Annotated in this window: 13 protein-coding genes; 5 read left to right on the forward strand and 8 right to left on the reverse strand. The window is 37.7% G+C overall.

The features are described from left to right. Positions 1-55 precede the first annotated feature (55 nt). From OM074_RS03625 to OM074_RS03645, 5 genes are all read right to left on the reverse strand, one after another. On the reverse strand, positions 56-2,083 hold the full coding sequence (locus OM074_RS03625; RefSeq protein WP_301197922.1) for a TonB-dependent receptor: 2,028 nt from the start codon (positions 2,081-2,083) through the stop codon (positions 56-58). A 4-nt stretch (positions 2,084-2,087) separates the two neighbouring features. Continuing rightward, the gene (locus OM074_RS03630; RefSeq protein ID WP_301197924.1) at positions 2,088-3,500 is read right to left on the reverse strand and encodes a PQQ-dependent sugar dehydrogenase; all 1,413 of its coding nucleotides are present in this window, start codon (positions 3,498-3,500) and stop codon (positions 2,088-2,090) included. A 222-nt stretch (positions 3,501-3,722) separates the two neighbouring features. Beyond that, a complete protein-coding gene (locus tag OM074_RS03635; RefSeq protein ID WP_301197925.1) occupies positions 3,723-5,177 on the reverse strand; it encodes an aminoacyl-histidine dipeptidase in 1,455 nt (484 codons plus the stop codon). A 218-nt stretch (positions 5,178-5,395) separates the two neighbouring features. Further along, positions 5,396-6,253, reverse strand: a complete 858-nt coding sequence (locus OM074_RS03640; RefSeq protein ID WP_301197926.1) for a transglutaminase-like domain-containing protein — start codon at positions 6,251-6,253, stop codon at positions 5,396-5,398. 51 nt (positions 6,254-6,304) lie between these two features. Further along, positions 6,305-7,180 carry a nucleoside phosphorylase gene (locus OM074_RS03645; protein ID WP_301197927.1) on the reverse strand — a complete coding sequence of 292 codons (876 nt, stop codon included), beginning with the start codon at positions 7,178-7,180 and terminating at the stop codon, positions 6,305-6,307. Between the two features lie 500 nt (positions 7,181-7,680). On the opposite strand from OM074_RS03645, the gene OM074_RS03650 reads away from it, so the two are divergent. Beyond that, on the forward strand, positions 7,681-8,142 hold the full coding sequence (locus OM074_RS03650; protein ID WP_301197928.1) for a DUF4293 domain-containing protein: 462 nt from the start codon (positions 7,681-7,683) through the stop codon (positions 8,140-8,142). A gap of 128 nt (positions 8,143-8,270) precedes the next feature. On the opposite strand, the gene odhB is transcribed toward OM074_RS03650, so the two are convergent. Together odhB and OM074_RS03660 are read right to left on the reverse strand one after the other, a co-directional pair. Beyond that, positions 8,271-9,524, reverse strand: a complete 1,254-nt coding sequence (gene odhB, locus OM074_RS03655; protein ID WP_301197929.1) for a 2-oxoglutarate dehydrogenase complex dihydrolipoyllysine-residue succinyltransferase — start codon at positions 9,522-9,524, stop codon at positions 8,271-8,273. 31 nt (positions 9,525-9,555) lie between these two features. Beyond that, positions 9,556-12,375, reverse strand: a complete 2,820-nt coding sequence (locus OM074_RS03660; RefSeq protein WP_301197930.1) for a 2-oxoglutarate dehydrogenase E1 component — start codon at positions 12,373-12,375, stop codon at positions 9,556-9,558. A 180-nt stretch (positions 12,376-12,555) separates the two neighbouring features. Between OM074_RS03660 and OM074_RS03665 the strand changes: the two genes are divergently transcribed. After that, positions 12,556-15,462, forward strand: a complete 2,907-nt coding sequence (locus tag OM074_RS03665; protein ID WP_301197931.1) for a PD-(D/E)XK nuclease family protein — start codon at positions 12,556-12,558, stop codon at positions 15,460-15,462. A 2-nt stretch (positions 15,463-15,464) separates the two neighbouring features. Here the strand turns inward: OM074_RS03665 and trmD are convergent, their stop codons facing one another. Then, positions 15,465-16,139 carry a tRNA (guanosine(37)-N1)-methyltransferase TrmD gene (gene trmD / locus OM074_RS03670; protein ID WP_301197932.1) on the reverse strand — a complete coding sequence of 225 codons (675 nt, stop codon included), beginning with the start codon at positions 16,137-16,139 and terminating at the stop codon, positions 15,465-15,467. 367 nt (positions 16,140-16,506) lie between these two features. On the opposite strand from trmD, the gene OM074_RS03675 reads away from it, so the two are divergent. From OM074_RS03675 to hemC, 3 genes are all read left to right on the forward strand, one after another. Continuing rightward, positions 16,507-18,507 carry a DUF349 domain-containing protein gene (locus OM074_RS03675; protein WP_301197933.1) on the forward strand — a complete coding sequence of 667 codons (2,001 nt, stop codon included), beginning with the start codon at positions 16,507-16,509 and terminating at the stop codon, positions 18,505-18,507. A gap of 632 nt (positions 18,508-19,139) precedes the next feature. Next, on the forward strand, positions 19,140-20,408 hold the full coding sequence (gene hemA / locus OM074_RS03680) for a glutamyl-tRNA reductase (protein ID WP_301197934.1): 1,269 nt from the start codon (positions 19,140-19,142) through the stop codon (positions 20,406-20,408). A gap of 15 nt (positions 20,409-20,423) precedes the next feature. Continuing rightward, positions 20,424-21,353: a hydroxymethylbilane synthase gene (gene hemC, locus OM074_RS03685; protein ID WP_301197935.1), complete on the forward strand. Its 930-nt coding sequence runs from the start codon at positions 20,424-20,426 to the stop codon at positions 21,351-21,353. Positions 21,354-21,362 lie beyond the last annotated feature (9 nt).

The following is a 21,362-nucleotide window of genomic DNA, read 5'->3' on the forward strand; positions in this document are numbered from 1 at the left end:
CATTATTGCATTACAAAAACTCAAAGCCTGTTTTCTTTTGAAAGCAGGCTTTTTTTTACAATGATATTTTTATTCCCCCATAAATATTTAAAGGCAGACCCGGATAATAGTACCGCGGTTTACTGCCTCCAAAAGATGGTGCATTTATCAATACCATTGATGCATAAGATATATCAAACAAATTATCCACACCCATATATAATATTGTTTTTACACCCGGCCAACCTAGCGAAAAAGTCACCTTTCCACTCAATTTATCAAAACCGCTATATTTTAAACTGTTCTCATCATCAAGATATTGGCTTCCCACCCTTTTATAATCCAGTAATAAGCTAAAAGCTTTCAACTGGCCATTAAAACCCAACGAAAGATTATAATTGGGTATTCCGGGCAAGTTATTACCCTTAAAATCAACACCATCATCCACAAAACGCTCAAACCGATTACCTGAGGCAAAATAAGAAAGCGAAACAGTAGCTGACTTCTGATTACATAAAGAAACCAGATCGTAATTAACACTTGCCTCCACTCCTGCATGTTTTGTTTCCCCGGCATTGATTCCATAAAAGATTTCTTCACTTTCTCTTTTGGTAACCAACAAATTATTCATCTTCATATAATAAATAGTCAATTCCATTAACAACCTATCGTTCCATCCTTTATGGCGATAACCTACATCGCAGGTAACGCCTTGTTCTGGTTTAATGTTGGAATTAAATGAACCATCAGGCATTTGGGATTCCAATAACGATGGAGCTGAAAATCCATGCCCTAAAGATGCTAACAAACTTGATGATTCTGAAAAGCTGTAACTTACCCCTATTCCAGGAGAGACAATTATATCATAACTATAACGATCTCCCAAACCTTCTCCAGGTGTTATTTTATAGTTGGTTTTATTCAGGTTTACCGATGCCTGAAAAGAAAATGCATTCTTTTTCAGTTCTAATAATCCAAACAAATTAAAATATGATCTGTTGTATTTATTTCTGGATAACAACAAACCTTTTGCTTCTCCATCAACTTCATACAAAGAGACTGTATTAAGCTCATTCATTGCCTCAACACCACCCTCCACCTTATAATTTTCGCCAACAAATGAATACTTGTCCCTCACTCCAAATGAAAACATATCCTCTCCCAATTCATTAAAGGGCCTCACTTCTTTAAGCTGATTACCTGTTCCAAAAACAGTAAGGGAATTGAATTTGTTGTTTTCTAAAGGAAACTGAATTCCTATGCCTAACAGATGGCGATTACTTTCCTCAAAACCTTTGATTATCCCCCAGGTTCCCCCTGCAGCCTTGGGGTTATCTCGAAAATCCTCTTCATTCAAAGAACTGGGTATCTGTCCGTTCAAATATCGAAAATTGTACAAGAACCTCAGATAATTATTCCCCAGCCGAACCTCTCCTTTTACTGATGCATTATACCTGTTGTAATTACTATTTTCCCTGTACCCACTTGATTTTAAAGAGCTCAAACCTATGGAAAGTCCACCCCCTTTAATATCCAGATTTAAGTCCATTAAACCAGAGACAGTTCCAAAACTACCCGCTTCACTAGTAACACTAACTTTATTTTGGGGACCATCCACAAATGGATTAATAAAAAGAACACCTCCTAAGCCGGCGCCATACAAAGAAGAGGAAGGGCCTTTCAAAATTCTTAAAGAAGCAATATCATTGAACCCTATATCCTCAACTGCTGTAACCCCATCCCCTGTTGTCAGGGGAATATCTCCCCAATAGGCCTTTATCCTGTTGGTTTCATATGGCGTTCTCGACCCTATTCCCCGGATAGTAATCCTATTAGTACTCAGGGTTCCTTGCTGCATTTGTACGCCGGGGATTTTATTGAGTTGTTCCGACAGCATATAGGAATTTCCCGAATGCAATTGCAGGGAATCCATCACAGAATAATCACCCGACCAATAATCCGGCAAAGTAAACTTGACTTTCGCCCTAACATCAACCACATCAATATGCCTTGATGTTCTATCTAAAATAATAGAATCGGGTGACACCTGCCCCAAACAAACAACTTTAATCTGAAGTAAAACAATTATAGCAATGTAACGCATATAATTAATCAACAGGAGTTAACTTTAATATCTTGCCAGGCTTTTCAATGGCAACATATATAAAACCATCCGGACTCATCTCTACATTTCTGACCCTCCCTACATTCTGAAGAAGCTTTTCTTCATGAACAACTTTATTATCCTTTAAAACACAACGATGTAAATATTCAAACCTCAGAGATCCGGTAAGAATATTGTTTTTCCAATCCGGATACCTATCCCCGGTTACAAAAGTCATCCCACACGGAGCTATTGAAGGGACCCAATAATGCAAAGGCTGTTCCATTCCAGCCTTTGCTGTATCTGTTGTAAAAACGGTACCATTATAATTTATACCGAATGAAATAACCGGCCAACCATAATTTTTACCTGCCTCTATTACATTTATTTCATCCCCTCCTTTAGGTCCATGCTCATCAGTCCAGATCAATCCTGTTTCAGGGTGCATACATACCCCCTGAGGATTACGATGTCCATAAGAATAAATACCAGGCCTCGCTCCATCTGTTTGAACAAAAGGATTATCAACAGGAATGCTCCCATCATCATGTATACGATGAATTTTGCCACAGTCATTATCCAGATACTGAGGATGCCTGTCCCTGTTTCCCCTGTCACCTACTGAAAAATACAAATATCCTTCCTTATCAAATTCAAGTTTACACCCATAATGATGCCTTTTTTCTGTTTCTGGGAAAGCTTTAAAGACAAGCTCTTTATCAACCAGTTCATTTCCTTTAAGACGGGCCCGCATAATTGCTGTATTGGCTAAATTATCATCATCTCGATTGGGTGAAGAAAAAGCAAAATATAACCATCCATTATTTTCATAATCCGGATGCAATTCCAGGTCAAGCAAACCTCCCTGTCCTGATGCTTTAATAGCAGGAAGCCCTTTTATCATACTTAATACACCACTTGTTGTAAAACGCAGCAGCTCACCTTTCCTTTCCGAAATTAACAAATCTCCATTGGGTAAAAATTCCAGCCCCCAGGGAACATCCAGCCCGGAAACCACAGTATCAACTTTAAACTTCAAGACTTCGCTATGTTCTATACCATCAGCTCCTGCTAAATGCCCTTTCTCCGATAAAGGAACCATTTTTTGTAGTCCCAGAATATAATCAGCCATCCCTTCAATAACCTTATCACTAAGCCCATCATTAAAAGAAGGCATCCCATGAGCAACCCTGCCGTTTTTTATACTCTTGATCACATCTTCCCGGGAATTGCCAAACAGCCATATTCTATTTACAAAAGATGACTTTTTATCATTATGGCATCCCAGACAATAATTGTTATAGGCCTTTGAAATCGAATTTTGAGGTACTGGCTTATCAAATAGTTTTTCGCCATGTTTTATTGAGAGGAAAACTCCCAAAACAATTGTTACGGTAATAATGACTAGTTTTTGCATAATCCTATCTTGTTTTTAAACACTAAAACAACTATATAAGAACCGTCACCCCGCACTGTGCGAAGAATTCTGTGACTGCTGCCAGATTAGGTGGGAGCAATTAGAGTATTGATTATTTTAGGAATTTTCACGATAACATTAAATAAATCTCTCATCTACTGCCTCCTACCTCTTATCTAAAACCAAACGAACCATTACCTATCAATCAACAACCCTAAAACATTACCCATTAGCCACTCTTTTGAGCACATCCAGCAAATGAAGCCAGAATTTATCCACGGTGCTTATTTCAATCCTTTCATCAGGAGAATGTGCCCCCCTGATTGTTGGACCAAATGAAATCATATCCAAGCCGGGATATTTTTCTAAAAACAAACCACATTCTAATCCGGCATGAATAGCTCTTACCACAGGTTTTTCTCCAAACAACTCCTCATACGAATCCCGGGTAATCTTTAAAATTTCAGAATCTGTATTTGGAGCCCATCCTGGATAACCATCTCCTTGTTTTACCTTGCCACCTGCCAGCTCAAACACGCTCTTCACCATAGCTGAAATATCATATTTAGCCGTTTCAATGCTACTACGCTGACTCGTAGAAACCACAATCTGCCCTTCCTCCAATTTGACAGATGCCAGGTTGGTAGAAGTTTCCACCATCCCCTCTATTTTACGACTCATTTCCATTACCCCATGCGGACAGGCATATATGGCATTCAAAAATCTTTCCTGAAAGCCCGGATCCCATATGTATTCAGGGGCATCACACGATTCCAGGTGCATTTTTAAACCAGGCTCTGTTACCTCCAGCTCTGAACAAACCTCATCATAAAATATATTAAAAGCAACTCTTACAGGTTCCTTTTCTCCAGAAGGAACCATGGCAATAGCCGAAGCTTCCCTGGCAATAGCATTCCTTAAATTTCCTCCGGTAAAACTATGAACCCTTAAGCTATGCTCTTTAGTTGCATGCCACAGAAATCGATTCATAATTTTTACTGCGTTACCTAGTCCCTTATGGATATCATCACCAGAATGCCCACCTTTCAAACCGGATATGCTTATTTTTATTGGAAAATAACTCTCTGGTGGAGTTTCCTTTTCCAACTCAAAACGGGCAACTGTATCAATCCCTCCGGCGCATCCAATAAACAATTCGCCATCATCTTCCGAATCCAGGTTCAATAAAATCTTACTTCTGAAAAAACCATCTTTTAGGTTAAATGCTCCGGTCAAACCGGTTTCTTCATCAACTGTAAACAAACACTCAATTGGTCCGTGGGCAATGTCATCCGAAGCCAGCAATGCCAACTGGGCAGCCATCCCAATGCCATCATCTGCACCTAAAGTAGTACCTTTTGCCTTTACCCAACCATCTTCAACAACAGCGACAATGGCATCCTTTTCAAAGTTATGCTTAACATGTGAATGCTTTTCACAAACCATATCGATATGGCTTTGCAACACAACCGAGGCCACATGATCCAATCCATCTGTTGCCGGCTTATGTATAAGCACATTACCTATCTCGTCCTTTTTATAAAAAAGGCCCTGCTTTTGAGCAAAGTCGACTAAATACTCTATGATTTTCTCTTCTTTTTTTGAAGGTCGGGGAACTTTGCATATTTCATCAAAATATTCCCAAACTATCGAAGGCTTTAATTCTTTTAAATTCATAATACTTTTCTAAACAATCGATCCTAAGATATTAAATTTGGATCAAATCCTGAGATTCCAGACATCAATAATTCATATGGGTTATTGGTCAATGGTCATAAAACAACCATAAAAAATTAATGAGTGATGGCATACTGATAACCTGTTGAACCTGCATATACATGGCATATCATAACAGGATATTTTACCGGGTAACAAATAAAAGCAATAAGATAACCTTACACAAAAAGCCTCATCAAATCCAGTATCTCATTCTTCTTAAGGTCATTACCCTGACTTTCGTATGCATACATCAAATTATTCAGTACCCGCTTTATAATTTCCTTATTTGAACAAGGCAAAAAATATTCGGGTTTAAACTGAAGCTTCTGCTGTTTCACAAAATATTCAATCTCTCTTTTGCCCAGTACGGCACCTTTATTTACAGGATTAATGTAAAAAAGAACCTCTTTTTTCCCATCTTCCCCTACCATATTCTCATCAAGGTAACAAAGTATAAAGTTCTTAGGAAGGTTTACCCCATAAACAGGCATTCCAAGACGTTGGGCTACAACTGAATAAATTATACAAAGAGATATGGGATTTCCCCTTTTGGAATTCAATACTTCATTAATATATGAATTTTGGGGAGCGAAAAAATTTGAATTATTTCTGACATATTTATGAACATCAAACAGGCAATGATTCATAATCCTGACCTTTTCAATAGAAGTTAAGTGATCGTTTAACTCAAGCCATACATCACGTCGTAAAAAATCAATCTTTTGATTCAGCTCATCATAACTCAAATCGGGATATTGATACTTCGACACCAAAAACGCACCATACAACAGGTTCTCAGCCCCTTCTTTTACCCATTTGGCCAAAAGACTCCTTACATCCTTTAGCTGCAGGTTATGGATAATATTTTCGACCCTTCGCTGAAACACATCGTTTTCTGAATCCTCCCAGGCCTTTTCCAACTCAACAATAACATCCACCTCTTCATTCAGCAGAGCAGCCTCTACCGAATTAAAAATCATCTCATTAGGATCATCCAACAATGAAATTAATGCATGTACCTTATCCCTATCCATAATCCTATCTCTATTATTATCCTCTCAAATCTTTGTTCTGTTTTAATTTGATTAAACCAGACTATCCAGCACTTTCTTAATTAAACCTTTTATAACTGGTTTATAATCCTTACTATATTCTCCGGCTTTTCTATTGGCAATTATAGCACAAACCGTAGCGGCTTTGTGCCCGAAAAGCTTCGAAAGTCCATAGATAGCCGAGCACTCCATCTCATAATTTGTAACCCGGTGATTACCATGTATAAATTTACTTATTTTTTCGTTAATATCGGCATCTGCCAATCCTAAACGGATTACCCTGCCCTGAGGGCCATAAAAACCTGGAGCCGAAATAGTAACTCCTTTTACAAATCCATTTTCTGACAACCTGTTTACCAGATCACTGGAAGCATCAACCACGTATGGCGATGTTAACAAGGGATTCCAGTTCAGCGCATTTTTAAAGCTATCTTCAAAATCCAGGTCAGCAACCTCATTCCTATTGGCATAAAAATTCAACAAACCATCAAAACCAATGGCTTTTTCACTCAGCAAACAACTATCAACGGGAATATCTTCCTGCAAAGAACCGGAAGTACCTATCCTGACCAGGCTTAAACTAGTTAGTTCATCTTTTACTTGTCTGGTTTCAAAATCAACATTTACCAGCGCATCCAGCTCGTTTAATACAATATCAATATTATCGGTACCAATACCAGTAGCCACAACGGATATTCTGTTACCCTTATACAAACCGGTAACACTAACAAATTCCCGGTTGTGCCTTTCCAGTTCTACTTCATCAAAAAAAGAGGCCACTACCTCTACCCTGCCAGGGTCTCCTACCAAAATAATCTTATTGGCTATTTCGCCTGGTTTTAGGTGTAAATGGAACACACTTCCATCATTATTTATTATAAGTTCAGATTCTTCTATTCTTCTGGTCATTTTATAAAAACGTTAATCAATTTAAAACGAAAGGTATTATTTTTTTCAGAAATACCACAGACCCTAAATACATTATGCAAATAAATTTGACATCCCGTACGATTCAAAGGGAGATTATTATATGGCAATCAAAAATTATAAGGAAGCTCACATATGCTATACAAAAGCACTTAAACATCACACAAAACAGAATAATGATAAACTTTGCATCAGGCAGCCTCAAATCCTAAGCGAACCATAGACGGTAGATATTCACATTTATCTCACATATAACTCACATCCCCTTCAGACCAAACTCACTGTTTAGTGAGTTTGGTCTGACTTTTATATGTCTTCAATCTGGCTAAAAAATGATTTCTCTCCCCAGCAGTTACATCTATAGCATGACTACACTATGGAACTGATTCTTCAAAAACTGATTAAAGTGATTTCTATGGATAAAAACCAAAAAAACAAATGCCATAAAAATATTCTTTATATTTTTGCCAAAAATTATTGTTATGATACAGAGGATACAGACTATTTTTTTATTGATTGCATTTGCTTTTGGACTTTCGATGTTTTTTACATCTCAGATTGAATATACTGCAGAAACTATTTACGCGTTAAGCTTTAAAGGCATAAATGCCATTGATGCATCAGAATCAACGAAAAGTATACCAACCATTGCATTAAGCATATTATTATTTCTTACACCCGCAGTATCTTTTATTAGTATCTTTTTGTTTAAGAACAGAATGGTACAAATTAGGTTATGTGCGGCCAATATTGGTTTGTTAATTGGAACAACAGGATTGATTTATTACTTCGGATCTGTTGGTTTAAAAGAATTAAATGCTCAAAGCTTATCATACAGCGTTACCATGGTGTTTCCTATTGCCGGAGCTATCCTTAACTTTTTAGCCTTAAGAGCAATTGGTAAAGATGAGGCTTTGATTAAATCAATGGATAGGATAAGATAAGAGGTTTATTAACAATGATCAATTAACAATGATCAGTTAACAATTAGAAATTTAGTAGTTAATTTAATATATCAGTAAACAATGGTTTTGACATTACCAAAATCACTGTTTACTGATTTTTTTTTGTCTTACAATCCCAACACTATCTTTTCCAGATCATCTCCTCCCGTTAGCATGAGTTGAGGGTTCTCCAGCATTTTTTTCAGGGTTACTAAAAACCCTACAGAGTCTTTACCATCAATAATTCTATGATCGTATGACAGGGCGGTATACATGATTGGTCTTATTTCAACTTTACCTGCAACGGCAACAGGCCTTTCAACAATATTATGCATACCCAAAATAGCCGATTGAGGCGGATTGATCAATGGTGTTGAAAGCATCGATCCAAATACCCCACCATTAGTGACCGTAAAGGTACCTCCTGTCATTTCGTCAATACCGATTTTACCAGTCCTTGCTTTCTCCGCCAATTGCTTCAAGGTGGCTTCTATTTGTGCAAGACTCATGGATTCAGCATTTCTGATTACCGGAACCATCAATCCCTTGGGTGTTTGAACGGCAACTGAAACATCCACAAAATTAGGGGTTACTATTTCCTCTCCGTCAATCATTGAGTTTACCATGGGATGCTTTTTCATGGCCAGGGCTGAACCTTTGATGAAAAAAGACATAAAACCTAGTTTCACACCATGCTTCTCAACAAAAAGATTTTGATACTTTTTGCGCAAAGACATGATATGACTCATATCAACCTCATTAAATGTAGTTAACATAGCAGTTTCTTGCTTTACTGCAACCAAACGCTTGCTCAACTTTTTGCGTAAAGAGCTCATTTTTTGCCTGTTTACCTCCCGTTCTACAGGAGTCTCCTCTACAGGCATAAATGATGATAATGGTGTTTCAGCCGGAGCTGATTCCTTAATGGCGTTAATTTCCTTTTTGGAAATACGGTGAAGCCCATTAATTACATCATCAATAGTCCACCCTTCCTCTTCCATCATATTTTGGGCTACCGGAGAAACCTTTACATTTTCATGCTCCTTTGAAACCTCTTTGGGAGCTGTTGATTTTACTTTTTCCGATACTTTGGCCTCTTTTGCAACACCCTCTTCTTTTGGTTTCACTTCTTCTTCAGCTGGTGCAACAGAGGTATCAATGGTACAAGCTATTGCCCCTACTGCCACGGTCTGTTCTGCATCAATCATTATTTTAATCTTCCCTGCCTTATCTGCATTCAGTGTCAAGGTAGCTTTATCCGATTCAATCTCTGCCAACTCCTGGTCTTTTGAAACAACATCTCCATCATTAACCAGCCAGCTGGCTATTTCTACTTCGGTAATAGATTCTCCGGGTGAAGGAACTTTTATTTCAATAATCATATTTGTTTGTTTTTATCTGTTCTTATCATTTTTATATTGAAAACCTGGATTTCTCAGAAAAATACTTATGCTGTTTCAATATTTCATGTCTGTCTTTTCCTTCAACGCATTGCAAACCACAGTATTTGTTTTTAAGCTCACAATGACATTTTTTAAATACCTTATCTATAATTTCCTTTTGCCCCACCATATGCAATCCATTTAAACCTGTGGCAGGACTACCGCTTGCCAAACGGGCGATGGGCACCAAACTCACACCTTTAAACATACCCCTGATATACTTCCACGCCCCCATATTTTCCGGCTCTTCCTGCACCCACAAATGCAATAGGGCATTTTTATACCTATCCAAAACAAGTTGCAGTTGTTCTTTGGGGAAAGGATGCAGTTGTTCTATCCGAACCAATGCAATATCCCGTGCTTCCAGTTCTTCTTTTCTGGCAAGGAGGTCGTAATATATTTTACCAGAGCAAAACACCACCCTTTTTACCAGGTCAACATCTACGTTATTATCGTCAATCACTTCCTGAAAACTGCCTTCCGAAAGCTCTGCAAGTGCAGAGGTACATTTAGGATGGCGCAGCAAACTCTTTGGCGTAAATGCCACTAACGGTATCCTGATATCGCGCTTTACCTGCCTGCGTAACAAGTGGAAGAAATTTGCCGGAGTAGTACAATTCACAACTTGCATATTATTATTAGCTGCAAGAGACAGGAAGCGCTCTATCCGCGCACTGGAATGCTCAGGTCCCTGCCCTTCAAATCCATGGGGTAAAAACAAAACCAAACCGTTCATCAATCCCCATTTTTCTTCGGCAGAACTAATATACTGATCGATAATTACCTGGGCCACATTATAGAAATCTCCAAACTGAGCCTCCCAGATGGTTAATCCCCCTGGGGTTGCCAGGGCATATCCATATTCATAGCCCATAACCCCATATTCAGACAAAGAGGAATTGTAAACATCAAAAACAGCCTGATCATCAGAAATATTTTTCAATGGGAAATACAATTTCTCTGTATCCTGAATAACCAATCCGGCATGACGGTGGGCAAAAGTACCCCGCACACTGTCCTGCCCACTAATCCTGACAGGGCTTCCTTCAGTAACAAGTGATGCATAGGCAAGCAATTCTCCCATAGCCCAATCCAGACGGTTCTCCTCAACCATTTTTTTACGGTCATCCATTATCTTTACCGCCTTTTTAAAGAATGGAAGGTCATTGGGTAAATCAGTAATACTTTTACTCAATTTAAGCAAAGTTTCCTTATTTACTTTTGTTTCTACCGGCAAAACAAAGTCTTTGGGTTCGGCATACCTGTAATCTTTCCAATCATCTTCCAGGAATCGCTGAATAACAACCTTATCAATCTTCTTTGAAGTTTCCAGTTGATCCTCCATATAAGCATCCAAGCCACTTTGCAGAGCATCCAACTCTTCTCTGGTATATATTTTCTCTTCAATTAACTTATTACCATATATATCCCGGGCATTGGGATGCCTTGAAATCTCTTTATATAAAGTAGGCTGGGTAAAACGCGGTTCATCACCCTCATTATGGCCATATTTACGATATGCCAGCACATCAATAAATACATCCGCATTAAATTTTTGCCTGAACTCAACGGCCAGCTCAATGGCATACACCATTGCCTCAGCATCATCTCCATTCACATGAAAAACAGGGCTCCGCGTAACTTTACCCACATCAGTGCAATAAGTACTGGAACGGGCATCCAGATAGTTGGTGGTAAACCCAACCTGATTATTGATAACAATATGTATGGTTCCTCCGGTTTTATACCCCCGCAGCTGGCTCATTTGCACCACCTCATAAACAACGCCCTGGCCTGCGATAGCGGCATCTCCATGAATTACAACCGGAATGGCCTTATTGTAATCGTTGCCGTACTTATTGTTGATTTTAGACCGGGTTATACCTTCGATAATGGGACCTACTGTTTCCAGGTGCGATGGGTTTGGAGCCAGGTTTACCCTTACTTTATGCCCTTCACGGGTAGTAACATCGTTTTGATAACCCAGATGGTATTTAACATCACCAAGGGAAATCCCCTCTGCGTATTCGTCGCCAACAAACTCCTTAAATATATTTTCGTAGGGCTTTTTTAGCACATTGGCCAAAACATTCAACCGTCCACGGTGAGCCATGCCTATCATCACTTCCTCTACCCCCAGTTCGGCACCTTTATTAATTAAAGCTTGCAATCCCGGAATGATCACCTCTGAACCTTCGAGCGAAAAACGCTTTTGCCCCACAAATTTCTTATGGATAAACCCTTCAAAACCTGCGGCCACATTGAGCTGGTCGTATATACATTTTTTCTTTTCTTCAGAGAAATCCGGGGTATTCCGATCAGATTCCATTTTGAACATCAGCCAATCTACAACTTCAGGATGCCTAATATACAGATATTCCACAGCAACAGATTCGCAATAGGTTTGTTTTAAGTGGGCTATAATATCCTTCAACTTAGCCTTTCCCAATCCCAGCTTTGTCCCGGCTTCAAACTCGGTTTCCAGATCCGCCTTTTCCAGTCCAAAATTTTCAATATCCAAAGTAGGAAAATACTTTCGGCGTTGCCTTACCGGGTTGGTTTTGGTAAACAAGTGTCCCCGCTGACGATAGCCATGAATAAGATTAGCCACATTAAATTCCTTAGCCACACCTGTTTGAAGTGGCGAATCATAATTCTTACGGGCAAAATCAAATCCTTTAAAAAATAGCTGATAACTTTTGTCCACTGATTCCGGGTCTTCCAAATAGCTTTGATAGAGCTGTTCAATAGCTTCAATTTCACTATTCCCAACAAATGAAAATTCTTCCATAGATTTATTATTCCTTTTCAGCCTGATCAATTCCTAAATTACACAGGCCAGAGATACTTACATCAATGCAATATATTAAAAAAATACTGTAAAGTTTCCCCTACAAATCTTATTTGCATCCCTCTTATTTTTGTTTGTTTATTTTACTTTTGTACACTTAGTTTCAATCAATATTATCTAATGACTATTTTTCTTCAACAACTGGCTCAATATTACTTTGATAAATATCAAACCAACATCTCTGATTTTTGTTTTGTATTTCCCGGAAGAAGGGCCGGATTATTTTTTCAGCAACACCTAAGCAAACTCACCCAAAAACCTTTATGGGCACCCGCTACGCTAACCATTAATGAGTTTATCCAGGAATTTTCAGAACATCAGATTGCAGATAAAATCACTCTTGTTTTTGAGCTTTACCAGGCTTATGAGGAGATATACAAAACAGGAACCAGTTTTGATGAGTTTCTGCCCTGGGGAGAAATCATACTAAATGATTTTGATGACATCGATAAATATATGGCCGATGCCAGGCAAGTTTATTCAAACCTGCTTTCCATTAAAGAAATTGAAGATGATTATAGTTTCTTAACCCAGGACCAGATAGAAACCATACAAAGCTTTTGGCACAGTTTTAATCCCCACAAGCTATCCGAACATCAACAGGAGTTTGTTAAGATATGGGAACGGTTATTTGATCTGTACACCTCTTTCAATCAAAAACTAAAAGAGAAAAACATTACATACGAAGGCGCAGTATATAAACGCATTGCCCAAAACATCATAAACAAAACACCATTAAATATAAAGTATCCCAAAACCATTTTTGTAGCCTTTAACGCACTGAACGAATGCGAAAAAAAGCTCTTCAACCACCTGCAGATTGCCAACAAAGCAGATTTTATTTGGGATACGCCTGAATGGCTATTATCAAAGGCTCCCTGGAGCAAAAACCCGTTTGAAAATCCCAAAAAACATGAAGCTATCAGGTTTATAGAGGAAAACCTAATCAACTTCCCTCCTCCAAACGACTGGCATTTAGCTGGAAACCAAAATCTCCCTAACATCAAAATTACATCTGTAGCCTCAGATACTGCCCAAACACAGATTGTCAATGATTTTTTGCAAAAGAATTCTGCAGACAAATCCTCAACCAAAACAAAAGGTGTTGATTCGGCACTTAAAGACGCTATAATACTAACCGATGAGAGTTTGCTTTTACCTACCCTTCATGCCATTCCCCTGGAAGTGGGAAAAGTAAACATCACGATGGGGTATCCCATCAAAAACACCCCTGCTTATGGGCTACTTGAACTTATTTTCGACTTGCAAAAAAACAGCAGAAAAACCAAGGCCGGTAAAACCTGGTTTTATTTTAGAAATGTACTACCCATATTAACGCACCAGTACCTTGAACCGCTTGCTGGAGACCTAAATAAAGAGTTGGTAAAGAACATTACGCGGCAAAATAAAACCTACATTGAAGCAAACGAATTACAAAAAAGCAAATTACTAATTTCTATTTTCCGGAATCTGGATAACTGTAAGGATTTTTCGGAGTACCTAAGCGACTTGCTTTACCTGATCCACACAAAGATTGCAGATGAGGATAACAGCATGGTAATTGAAAAGGAGTTTATTTACCAACTCTATTTGTCGGTAACCCAACTTTCTGATTTAATCAACAAATTAAACATTGATATACAAATCGATACCTGGATTAAGCTTTTTAAGCGTGCAGCCGACCTTAAAAGCATCCCCTTTAGTGGAGAACCCCTTAAAGGACTGCAACTTATGGGGATTTTGGAGACACGGGGACTGGACTTTGAAAACCTGATTATCCTGAACATGAATGAAGGGACCTTTCCTCAATCCGGCGCCACCAATTCATTAATCCCCTATACATTACGAAACGCATTTAAACTACCAACCATAGAACATCAGGATTCCATATTTGCCTACTATTTTTACAGGCTGATTCACCGCGCAAAAAATGTTCTGTTGCTCTACAATTCATCGGCCCAGGGAATGCAAACCGGAGAAATGAGTCGCTTCCTGTTTCAGTTAAAATACGAATATCCCCCGGAAAAACTAAGTCTTTCAACAGCTGTTGACCACATCAACATCTCTACACCAAAAACTTATTTTGTAAACAAAGATGAAAAAGTAATGGGGATTTTGAAACAGTATTTAAACAATGGAGAAAGGAAACTATCGCCCAGTGCTTTAAGCACCTATTTTGAATGCCCGATAAGGTTCTATTACAAATACATTTTAAACGCCTCGGAGCCGGACGAGATAACAGAAGAAATTGACCCCAGGATATTTGGAACCCTGTTTCATGAAACCGTAGAGGAACTATATAAACCTTTTATAAACAAAGAAGTATTACCTGAAGACATATTAAAAATTGCCAACGATAAAAAGAAAATAAACGAAGCCTTACAATCCAGTTTTAACAAATATTTCAGCACACAATTAAATCACAGCGACTTTACTGATATTCAGGGGAAAAATGCCTTGATCTATGACATTATAATCAAATACATACAACAGTTTCTGGTTGTTGAAAAAAAACATGCTCCGTTCAAGCTTATCGGACTTGAAAAAAAGGTTAAATCATTTATAGCAATTGACGCCAACAATAAAGTAAACATTGGCGGAACCATTGACCGCCTGGATGAAAAGGAAAACCAGATAAGGGTAATTGATTACAAAACCGGATCGGGAGAAGACTTTTTTGCAGAGGTTGATGAGCTGTTTATGGAATCAAAACACAAAAACAAAAAGGCAATATTCCAAACCCTGCTGTACAGCTACATCTTACAAAACCAATCACCAGAAGGTAAAAGTTTTATTCCGGGTGTTGTTTGGATCAAAAAGATATTTACATCTCCCGACTATGCATTAAAAAAAGGCACAGCAACAAGAAATGAAAAACTAACGCTAAAAATAGTTGAGCAGGAATATATTACAGAGTTAAGAGAGAAGCTTAAAATACTTTTTGATCCTCGGGTACCATTTTCACAAACCGAATATCCTGACAATTGTAAGGTGTGCAATTATAAGGGAATCTGCGGAAAACAGTAGAATCACCCCAATAAATCAGGTCTTCTTTCTTTGGTTCTTTTGTAGGCCTGCTCCTCTTTCCATGCCTCAATTTTTTTGGCATCTCCTGATAGCAATACATCAGGAACCTTCCATCCGTTAAAATCTGCAGGCCTGGTATAAACGGGTGGAGCCAACAGGTTGTCCTGAAACGAATCTGTAAGAGCAGAAGTTTCATCAGAAATAACACCAGGGATCAAACGGATAACGCTGTCGGCAATAACAGCTGCAGCCAATTCACCACCTGTCAGCACATAATCTCCAATAGAGAGTTCCATAGTAATATAATGATCACGCACCCTTTGGTCAACCCCTTTGTAATGACCACAAAGAATCATTATATTTCCTTTTAAAGATAGTTGGTTGGCAATCCCCTGATTTAAAGTACTCCCGTCAGGTGTAACATATATTATTTCATCATATTCCCTTTCAGCTTTTAGCTTCTCAATCAACCTTGCAATAGGTTCAATTTGCATAACCATACCGGCTCCACCACTAAAAGCATAATCATCAACCTTTTTATGCTTATTGGTAGAGTAATCCCTGATATTATGGCAAACCAACTCCACAGCCCCCTTTTCCCGGGCTCTTTTAATAATTGATTCGCTAAATGGTCCCTGAAACATTTCAGGAAATAATGTTAAAATATCAATCCGCATCACCAAAATTTTGCTGCAAATATAACAATTAAGTAGTGGCAAAAAACGATGAAGACGGCACAAATCCATTTTTTAAGTAAAGTAGCATTTTTTACAAATTTCAACACAAACACAGGTTTAAAGGCTAAAAAAATTTGACATTTTAAGTATATATGATATATTCGTACTAGCAATGAAAAGAAATATTATACTACTTTTACTATAATAAATAGCAATTGGGTATAAAGCCGATGATTAAAGACAGCGTTCATGCAGACAGCCCGGATCATTCAGGGAAAGACAATGCAACACCGCTATCGTTAACCAATAGGTGCTGATGTTCATATTCTTGTTTTAAGAACTTATTTTACCACGAACTTTTATGCTGATGGAAGCAAATGATCTAAACAAATCCGGAGAAGAAAAAGAGTTGAATTCAACCAACGCTCCTGAAAATGCGCAAAATGAAAAAGCTGAACCAGAAACAGCTCCCCAAGAGGAACTAAATGAAGATCCTATAGAAGTAACAGATTCAAAGGATGCAGGTTCAGAAGGGCTTTCTGAAAAAGAAACTATTACAGAGCCTGCTTTAGAAAGCAAATCTGCACCAACTGAACAGGACCAACAGGCAGGGGCTGAAGGAGAGGAAGAGAAACCCGTTTTAGAAAAGGTTGACTTAACCATTTTATCCAGGGAACAGCTGGTAAAAAGATTAAAATATATCACTTCTCATTTTGATATTTCTGAGATCAGAGATGAAGTCGAAGAAATAAAATCGATCTTTTACACCTTATACAATAAAGAAGTAGAGGTACTCAAAGAGCGTTTTGTTGAATCCGGTGAATTAGAAGAAAACTTTGCTGCTCCAAACGATCCCCTTGAAATTGAGATCAAGGAGTTATTAAAAGATTTCAAACACAAGAAAATTGAGCTTGCTAAAAACCTTGAAGAAGAAAAAGAGAAAAACCTGGCAGCAAAAAATGAAGTTATTGAGGCTATCAAGCACCTTATTAACCGTCAGGAATCTCTGAACGAAACATTTAACGAGTTCAGGACTTTACAACACCGCTTCCACGAAATAGGTCCCATCCCACAAAATAAGGTCAGGGACACCTGGGATACCTATAATCTTCATATTGAAAACTTTTACAATTACGTAAAAATAAATAAAGAACTCAGGGATCTTGATTTAAAGAAAAACCTTGAACTAAAAACAGGGCTTTGCGAAAAGGCAGAAAAACTGATTGACGAACCTTTTGTTGTAAATAGTTTTAAAACCTTACAAAAATACCATGATGCATGGAGAGAAATAGGCCCTGTTCCCAAAGAAGTAAAGGATGAGATATGGGAACGCTTTAAAGCTGCTACAACCATTATCAACCAAAAGCACCAGGCGTACTTTGAAGGGATAAAAGATCAGCTAAAAGAAAATTTAAAGCTTAAAACTGAATTGTGCGAAAAAGCAGAAGCAATCCTTGCTGAAGCAGCACATTCACCCAAAGAATGGGAAGCAAAAAGTAAAAAGCTGATTGAATTGCAACAAACCTGGAAAACCATTGGCTTTGCCCCTAAAAAGGATAACAATGCCATTTATGATAGATTCCGTGGTGCCTGCGATAAATTCTTTGAAGAAAAAAGAAACTTTTTCAAAGCATATAAAAACCAGCAACAGCAACATCTGATTGAAAAAACCAAACTCTGTGAAAAAGCAGAGACCATGAAAGATAGTACTGACTGGAAAAAAACAACTGAGGAATTTATCCGGATCCAAAAACACTGGAAAGAAATCGGGCCGGTTCCCCGTCGCCAATCAGATGCCATCTGGCACAGATTCAGAAAAGCCTGTGATGAATTCTTTGATAACAAATCTAAATTCTTTAATCATGTTGATGAATCGCAAGACGACAACTTAAAGAAAAAAGAGGCCTTAATTGAAGAACTAAAGAACTTTAAAAATTGTGCCGATAACGAAGCAACATTTAACCAACTTCAGGATTATCAGCGTCAGTTTGCTGAAATCGGCCATGTTCCATTCAAAGAAAAAGACCGCATTAACCAGCAGTTCAGAAATGAAATCAATAAGCATTTCGATAACCTGAACATGGATGAATACCATAAAAATGTACAGAAGTTTAGAAACCGGTTGGAAAATCTTAAAAACTCTGACCACCAGGATGATAAAATCAATCAGGAACGCCATAAGCTTCTGACAAAACTAAAACAACTAGAAACCGACATTACGGTTTGGGAAAACAACATTGGTTTCTTTGCAAAAAGCAAAAGCTCTGCTTCTTTAATAAAAGACTTCCAACATAAAATTGAGAATGGTAAAAGAAACATTAAGCTTTTACAAGAAAAAATTGATATGCTGGATCATATGGAAGAGTAATTACATTTAATAAACATATTCCTATTTGAAAAGATGATTTGCAGATAAATAGCAAATCATCTTTTTTTATTCTTTATTATAAATATTATCTTTTGCAGAATCAGGTATAATATCTAAATTTGTTCACTGTTATTAATACAATATCTGCATGTTTTTAATCGGGGTATTTTCTACACATATTACATATATTGTTTTAGCCTTATTATATATTTTTGGCTATGGCACATATGCCCTGAACCTAAAAAAACAAAAACATGAAGAACTTACTGAAGCAAAATCAATAAGTTTTGGTAAAACTGAATTAAAAAAAGATTCCGCAACTTATTTTTTTAATAAGCAGACATGTAAAAGCTGCACCAAAGCAATTGCACGCCAATTTATTAAAATCAAACATTGCTGCAACGAAAAAGAAGTCAAGAAAAAGAGCCTTATTTATCCGGTTTGGACGTGCTTCAACCATACTCTCCCCAATATAACACGCCCCTCGCCTAATTTGGCTTAATAAATACGGGTTTCTAAGTTTAAGGTCATCATATATAAAACATTGTACCTTATATGTATTGCACCCATGTAACATTTGTTACAAAATTGCATACAAGTTATTGTTATATTTATCGGATAAAAGTTATTATATGCTTGGAATACTAGGTATAAATCACAAAACTGCATCTTTAAATATCAGAGATAAATTCGCTATCCCTTGTGATGATATTATTCCTTTATCGGAAAGAATCCTGCAAATAAAAAAAATAGCAGGCGTTGTGGTTCTGGCAACCTGTAACCGTACAGAAATATATTATTCAAAAGAACTATGTCATGAAGACGCCTGCAAGGGGGACATATTAAAAGAACTTCATTCCTTTTTCAATATAGAGGAAGATTACAGCTCTAATTTTTATCATTACACAGGAGCTGAAGCGATCACACATCTTTTTAGGGTTACATCAGGTGTAGATTCTATGGTTATTGGTGAAAACCAAATTGTAAACCAAATGAAAAAGGCATACATATTTTGTACGGAGGCCAATTTAACCGATGCAATACTCATGCGCCTTTTTCAAAAATCGTTTGAGTGCAGTAAAAAAGTCCGCACGGAAACCTCAATACAACAAGGAGCCACCTCTGTTGGATATGTGGCAATTGACTTATGCGAAAAAGAATTTAAAAACCTAAAAAACAAGCACATCCTTATAATCGGAACAGGAGAAACCGGTCAACTGGCATTACGCGACTTTAAAAAGCGTGGAGCAACTGAAATATCAATTACCAACAGGACTGATGAAAAAACGCTGGATGTTGCCAAAAGAAAGAGTGTAAATCCGATTTTATTTAACAATTTCAAAGATCATTTGGCTCAATGCGACATTATACTTACAGCAACCAGTGCCGGTGAATATTTGATTTCAAAAGAGGATATTAAACAAGCCCAACAGATCAGAAAAGGCAAAAAGCAATTCCTTGTTGATCTATCTGTTCCAAGAAATATAGATATTGACACTGAAAAATTTGATGGCGTAAAACTTATTTGCGTGGATGATCTCCAAAAGATTCTGGACGACCATAAAGAAATGAGAGAAAACAGCATAGAAAAAGCCAATATCATCATTTCTGATTTAGTGGAAGAATCTATGAGTTGGCTTCATAGTCGGTCACTACGCCCGGTGATTAAAACCATTACTTCGAACATGCAGCAATTAAGCGAAAACGAACTGGTTGAATATCGCAAAAACCACAGCTCTGATGTAGTTGAGCAAATAGAAAGGTACACCGGGCTTCTCACACAAAAATACATCAGGATGTTGATCAAAAATTTAAAAGAGGCTACAAATAATGGAAATGCCACTGCATCTCTTGACATTATAAGCCAACTTTTTGATTTTGAAGACTCCAATAACGAATAACAACTACTAACATCCATGCATCCAGATAAAATCACTATTGGAACCAGGGGAAGCAAACTGGCTCTTTATCAGGCTTACAAAGTAAAATCTGAAATAGAAAAAATAAGCACTTCTATAAAAACAGAGGTCAAAATCATTAAAACCAAGGGAGATAAAATCCTTGATGTTGCGTTATCAAAAATTGGAGACAAGGGACTCTTTACCAAAGAATTGGAAGTAGCCTTATTAAACAGAGAAATTGATTTGGCCGTTCATAGCCTGAAAGACCTGCCCACAGAACTCCCTGAAGAGTTTTGTATTGGAGCTGTATTGGAAAGAGCGGACTTTAGGGATGCCCTGGTAAGTAAAAAGGGAGAAAAACTGAATGAACTAAATCACAGCCATACTATCGCAACTTCCAGTCTGAGGAGAATTGCCGGATTAAAAAAGGTTAACCCAAACTTTAAAATTGTGGATATCAGGGGAAACGTCAATACCCGACTACAAAAGATGGAAGACGGACATTGCGATGCTATGATTATGGCATCTGCAGGATTAAAAAGGTTGGAACTGGACAGCTACATTACCGAAATTCTTGACCCCGCAATATTCATCCCGGCAGTTGCTCAAGGAGCCATTGCTATTGAAACCTGTTCAGATAACAATAAAATAAACAACTTTCTTAAAACTATAAACCATCAGCCTACACTAAATGAGGTTACTGCAGAACGCGCATTTATGAGAAGCCTGAATGGAGGATGTCAGGTACCTGTTGGGGCATATAGCCACCAAAACAAAGAGTTACTTACTCTAACCGGTTTTGTATCTTCTTTAGATGGAATTAACTATCTGAAAGAAACAATAGAGGGAAATGTTGACGAAGCAGAATCTCTGGGAGTTCAATTAGCTGAAAAGCTGATTAAAAAAGGTGCAAACGAGATTCTTAACAAAATCAGAAATTCATAATAAAGGTTT

Origin of the sequence: Plebeiibacterium marinum, assembly GCF_026013615.1 — a bacterium.
Classification (GTDB): Bacteria; Bacteroidota; Bacteroidia; order Bacteroidales; family Marinilabiliaceae; genus Saccharicrinis; species Saccharicrinis marinus_A.